Source organism: Streptomyces sp. NPDC057743 (genome assembly GCF_042798755.1).
Classification (GTDB): domain Bacteria; phylum Actinomycetota; class Actinomycetes; order Streptomycetales; family Streptomycetaceae; genus Streptomyces.
This window is the reverse complement of the sequence record NZ_JBHVJX010000090.1, coordinates 1-5,081: the sequence shown is the minus strand read 5'-3', so window position 1 is coordinate 5,081 and position 5,081 is coordinate 1. Positions and strand designations below refer to the sequence as shown.

Sequence of the window (5,081 nt, the reverse complement as noted above, 5' to 3'; positions counted from 1 at the left end):
TCGCACTCTTCGCATACATCGACGGCTTCTATAACTCCCGTCGCATCCAGGAACGGCTCGGCTTCCTCAGCCCCACCGAATTCGAGGAGAAGCACTACACCGAGCAGGCAACGGCCGAACAAACGAACCTGAACACCGATCAACCCGTCCCGACCTGCTGATCAGCACCTCTCGCACGGCGGGGGAACCTCAGTTGTGGCCGACGGGCCCACCTCCCGCACGGCGGCCGAGGCGCCACGGAAAAGCGCACGGATACACGATTGATACAAGGCTCAGCGGCGGCTGATACATGCCTACGGCGGCCCGGAAACCCACCCCACCGACAGTGGATGGCGTCCCACTTCCCCTTGCTCTTCCCCCGGAGGCCGTCCCATGCCGCTGCGCCTGCTGCCGCTCCGCCCGCCGCCCGGCCGTCGGTTGCGGCACCTGCTGTGGTGGATCGCACCCACCCTGCTGGCCATGGCCGTTGCCATCACCGTGGCCGTCAACGGCGGCCCGCCCGGATTCACGACGGGCAGCCGCGCGGAGGCAGACCAGGCCGGCGCCGAATCCGTCCCCGACTTCGCCGCGGGGCTGCCCTGGCCGGACGAGGGCCAGACAAGTCTGGCGGTCCAGGGAGCTCAGGGGGTTGGCAACCTCGGGACGCGGGGCGCACAGACACCCGTACCCATCGCCAGCGTCACCAAGGTGATGACGGCATACGTGATCCTCCGCGACCACCCGTTGCACGGCGACGAGGAGGGCCCGGCCATCACGGCGGACCAACAGGCGGCCGACGAGTCCGCATCCGGCACCGAATCGACGGCTCCCGTACGGGTTGGTCGCGGCTACTCGCAGCGTCAGCTGCTCCAGTTGTTGTTGCTCCCGTCGGGCAACAACATCGCCCGCCTGCTGGCACGTTGGGACGCCGGCAGCGAGGAGGCGTTCGTCGCGAAGATGAACAAGGCGGCCTCGGGACTGGGCATGGACCGCACGACCTACACGGATGCGAGCGGCATCGAGTCCACGACCGTCAGCACCTCGCAGGACCAGTTGAAACTGGCCCGGGAGGCGATGCAGAACGAAGCGCTCCGGAAGATCGTCGCCACCCCCAGCGCGACGGTTCCCGGGGTCCCGGGGACGGTCCTCAACACGAACACCCTGCTGCGGAAACCCGGTGTCCTGGGTCTCAAGACCGGCTCCAGCACGCCGGCCGGGGGGAACCTCGTGTGGGCGGCGACGGCCCGCGAAGACGGCCGTGGGCCGTTGGTGCTGGGAGTGGTGTTGCACCAGCAGGCGGGCACGTCCGCGGCACAGGGCCTCCACGCGGCCCTCGACCGGAGCGAGAAGCTGATCACGGCCGTCCGCGCGGGACTGGCCGCTGACGCCAGGCGGTCCGCATGAGCGGCGGCACGGACATGCAGCGTCCGGGAACCGTCGGACCGGCGGAAGAGAGCAAAAACGAGACGGTCGAATGGGCCCCCGGGAACGAGAAGGCCCCCACCAACGGCAAGGCTCCCGCCCGCTGGTCGTGGAGGAGCGGCCGCGTGACCACTGCGCTCGCCGTGCTGTGCGCCGCCGTGCTCCTGCTCCACCAGTGGATACCCAACGGCCCCGGCCGACTGCCCAGCCTGATCGAGAGCTTCCTGCCCTGGCTCGGCGCCGCCGTGCTCCCCCTACTGGCCATCGCGTTGGCACGACGCTCCGCGACCGCGCTGGTCGCCCTCCTGGCGCCCGCCGTGACCTGGGCGTTCCTCTTCGGCGGCACGCTCGTCGACAAACGCGGCACCGGTGGCGACCTGACCGTCGTCAGCCACAACGTCGACGACGAGAACCCGGACCCGGCCGGCACCGGACGCGCGCTGGCCGCCTCCGGCGCCGACGTCATCGGCCTGGAGAAGCTGACCGACGCCAACGTTCCCCGCTACGAACGGGCGTTGGCCGCCGCCTACCCCTACCACCGCGTGGAGGGCACCGTCGGGCTGTGGAGCAAGCTGCCGCTCCGCGACGTGCGGCCGGTGCCGATCATGGCGTGGACGCGGGCGATGCGCGCGACCGTCGAGACGCCCAAGGGCCCGGTCGCGGTCTTCGTCGCCCACCTGCCGTCGGTGCGCGTGCGACCCACCGAGGGGTTTACCACCAACTGGCGCGACCATGCGGTGGTGCGCCTCGCGGACGAGGTTCGCCGGACCCCGGAGCGCCGGCGGATCGTGATGGGCGACTTCAACGGGGTGGCCGACGACCGCGGACTGGCCCCGCTGACGTCGGTGATGCGCTCGGCGCAGCAGGAGGCGGGCGCGGGCTTCGGCTTCACCTGGCCGGCAGCCCTCCCCGTGGTCCGGATCGACCAGGTATTCACCCAGGGCGTCGAACCGGTAGCGGCATGGACACTGCCGCGAACGACCAGTGACCACCGCCCCGTCGCCGCCTCGGTGAACCTCCCATCGGCACCCAAACCCCGACCATCGGCGAATCTCTGACATTTGCGCCCTTATGGTGGTGGCTGTTGCGGGTTATTGCTGGCAATTGGTGGCCCTTGGCCGCTGCCGTTCCGAGTTGCTGATGTACATATGCGTCTGCAGCTATATGTGCAGGTATATGTCCATGCGTGAGGCAGGTGAGAGTGGGTGTCCGCCCCTGTGAAGGTGCTCCTCGTCGAGGATGACGCAGTGATCCGCAGGGCCGTCGGCCTCGCGCTGGAGCGTTACGGCTACACCGTGGACTCCGCGGGGGACGGCCTGGCGGGCCTGGAACAGTTCCGGGTCGGTGGGCACGACCTGCTGCTCCTGGACGTGATGCTGCCGCAGCTCGACGGCATCGGACTGTGCCGACGGGTGCGGGAAACCAGCCTGGTGCCGATCCTGATGATGTCCGCACGCGGCGACTCCCTCGACGTGATCGCCGGACTGGAGGCCGGCGCGGACGACTACGTCGTCAAGCCCATTGACACCGCCGTCCTGGTGGCCCGTATGCGCACCCTGCTGCGCCGGGCCACCTTCCAGCCCAACGGGCAGGCCACAGAGGGCAGTTCGGTGCTGACCTTCGGAGACCTGACGCTGGACACGGACGCGCTGGAGGTGCACGTCGCCGGCCGCCCCGTGGTCCTGACCCCGACCGAACTGCGGCTGCTCCTGGAGTTCGCCGCGCACCCCGGGGTGGTAATGGAGCGCCAACGGCTGCTGCGCGAGGTGTGGGACTACGGCTGGGACGGCGACAGCCGGGTCGTCGACCTCTGCGTACAGCGGCTCCGCAAGAAGATCGGCGCCGAACGGATCGAGACGGTCCGAGGCTTCGGCTACAAGCTGCTGCGCTGACATGGCACGCCCCTTCACCTCCCTGCGCTGGAAGATCGCCGCCCTGGTGGCCGCCGCATGCTGCGCGGTGGCCCTGGTCATCGGCCTCCTCGTGCACAAGACGACCTACGACCGCTCGCTTTCCGAGGGCAGCGCCAAGGCCCTCGACCGGCTCGCCACCGCCGTCGAGCAGCAGCCCGGACTCTCGACGAACGGCGCCATCCACGACCCCGACGACCTGCCGCGCCCGCTTCGCGAACTGGTGCGCCAGGCGGGCGGCGCGCCGCAGACCTGGTACGACACCCGGGTCGCCCACGTGCCCTGGATGTGGGCCGCCCAAGAGGACGGGGACCGTTGGACGGCCGTCCGCGTCTCCATGGACCTCGACCTGCTCAGCCGCAAGGCACTCGACCGACACAGCGCCTACGCGGCCCTCGCCGCGCTCGCCGTCGTCCTCCCCGCCTCCGCACTGACCACACAACTCCTGGTCCGACGGCTGCGCCGGGTCGCCGTCACCGCCCGCCGCATCACCGACGGCGAACTCGACGCCCGCACCGGCGGCTTCGGACGCGGCAGCGACGAGATCGCGGACATCTCCGCAGCCGTCGACGCAATGGCCGGCAGCCTCCAGCAACGCCTGCGCACCGAGCAGCAGTTCACCGCCGACGTGGCACACGAGCTGCGCACCCCGTTGATGGGACTGGTCACCTCGGCGGAACTGCTGCCCGACAGTGAGGTGACCGAACTCGTCCGGGACCGGGTCCAGGCGCTGCGCGCGTTGGTTGAGGACCTGTTGGAGGTGTCCCGTCTCGACGCCGGCGCGGAGCAGGCCGAGCCCGTGTCGGTGCCCCTCGGCGAGGTGGTCGAGGACTGCTTGCGGCGCACCGGGCTGCCTGTGCACGTCTCGACGACGGACGCCGGGACGGTACGCACCGACCCACGACGCCTGGACCGCATCCTCGCCAACCTCATCGCCAACGCCCACCGTCACGGGCGGCCCCCGCTCAGCGTGACGGTCCACGGCACCACCGTCGTCGTACGCGACCACGGCCCCGGCTACCCAGCGAAACTCCTTGCCCAGGGACCGCAACGCTTCCGGACCGGCACGACCGAGCGCGGCCAGGGCCACGGCCTTGGGCTGACCATCGCCCTCGGTCAGGCCCAAGTCATCCAGGCACGCCTGGAGTTCACCAACGCGCCCGAAGGCGGAGCGATCGCCACGCTGAGCCTGCCGACCAACTGACGCGTACGCGGCGCCGCCCGGTTCGGCGTACGGCTGCTCGGAGCCAGACATGGTCGCCGCCAGACCGCCGTCAGCGTCAGGCACCGCCGGACCATGGCCAGCACCCACGCACGCCCGGATACCTGCACGTATTTTGAGCCGAAACTGTCTGGTTGCCTATTCAAGGTGTAGCGGACGTAGCGGGCATGCAAGTAGCCCTGGACGTGGCGAGGTTGGCGCTGGTGGCGGTGGAGGAACCGCCGGGTCTCGCGGGCAAGGCCGTTGACCGAGCGGGCCCGTGCGGCGTGGACGTTGTGCTTGATGTCTGCGTTCAAGATTCGGTTCGGCGACCGACTCGCCCTCTGACCAACATCAACAGACATAATCACGGCAGGAACCAGACGACACGGAGCACAACACCGATCGCCACACAAGCCAGTTGACATCCCCTGCCGGTCGGCGATGACGTGGACCTTGCGTCTAGCCTGGCGGGCTACTGAGATTTTCGGTTTGGGGTGACGTCATGGCGGGGCTGGGATCAGTCCGGTTTCGGCGATGAATTCGTCGAGCAGTGCGGGTTGGTACTG

At 69.6% G+C, this 5,081-nt stretch carries 5 protein-coding genes; all 5 read left to right on the top strand.

The window, feature by feature from the left end:
* Positions 1-161, top strand: a 161-nt coding sequence (locus tag ACFVFQ_RS38260) for an IS3 family transposase (RefSeq protein ID WP_383425301.1), incomplete at its 5' end; no start/stop codon positions are given.
* Between the two features lie 211 nt (positions 162-372).
* Positions 373-1,383 carry a D-alanyl-D-alanine carboxypeptidase family protein gene (locus tag ACFVFQ_RS38255; RefSeq protein WP_383425299.1) on the top strand — a complete coding sequence of 337 codons (1,011 nt, stop codon included), beginning with the start codon at positions 373-375 and terminating at the stop codon, positions 1,381-1,383.
* Between the two features lie 143 nt (positions 1,384-1,526).
* A complete protein-coding gene (locus tag ACFVFQ_RS38250; RefSeq protein ID WP_383425297.1) occupies positions 1,527-2,459 on the top strand; it encodes an endonuclease/exonuclease/phosphatase family protein in 933 nt (310 codons plus the stop codon).
* 147 nt (positions 2,460-2,606) lie between these two features.
* The gene (cseB, locus tag ACFVFQ_RS38245; RefSeq protein ID WP_383425295.1) at positions 2,607-3,293 is read left to right on the top strand and encodes a two-component system response regulator CseB; all 687 of its coding nucleotides are present in this window, start codon (positions 2,607-2,609) and stop codon (positions 3,291-3,293) included.
* A 1-nt stretch (position 3,294) separates the two neighbouring features.
* On the top strand, positions 3,295-4,515 hold the full coding sequence (locus tag ACFVFQ_RS38240) for a sensor histidine kinase (RefSeq protein ID WP_383425293.1): 1,221 nt from the start codon (positions 3,295-3,297) through the stop codon (positions 4,513-4,515).
* Positions 4,516-5,081: the final 566 nt, after the last annotated feature.

Excerpts from the sequence above, each read along its gene's own strand:
- ACFVFQ_RS38255 (WP_383425299.1), top strand. The coding sequence starts at position 373 with ATGCCGCTGCGCCTGCTGCCGCTCCGCCCGCCGCCCGGCCGTCGGTTG.
- ACFVFQ_RS38240 (WP_383425293.1), top strand. The coding sequence starts at position 3,295 with ATGGCACGCCCCTTCACCTCCCTGCGCTGGAAGATCGCCGCCCTGGTG.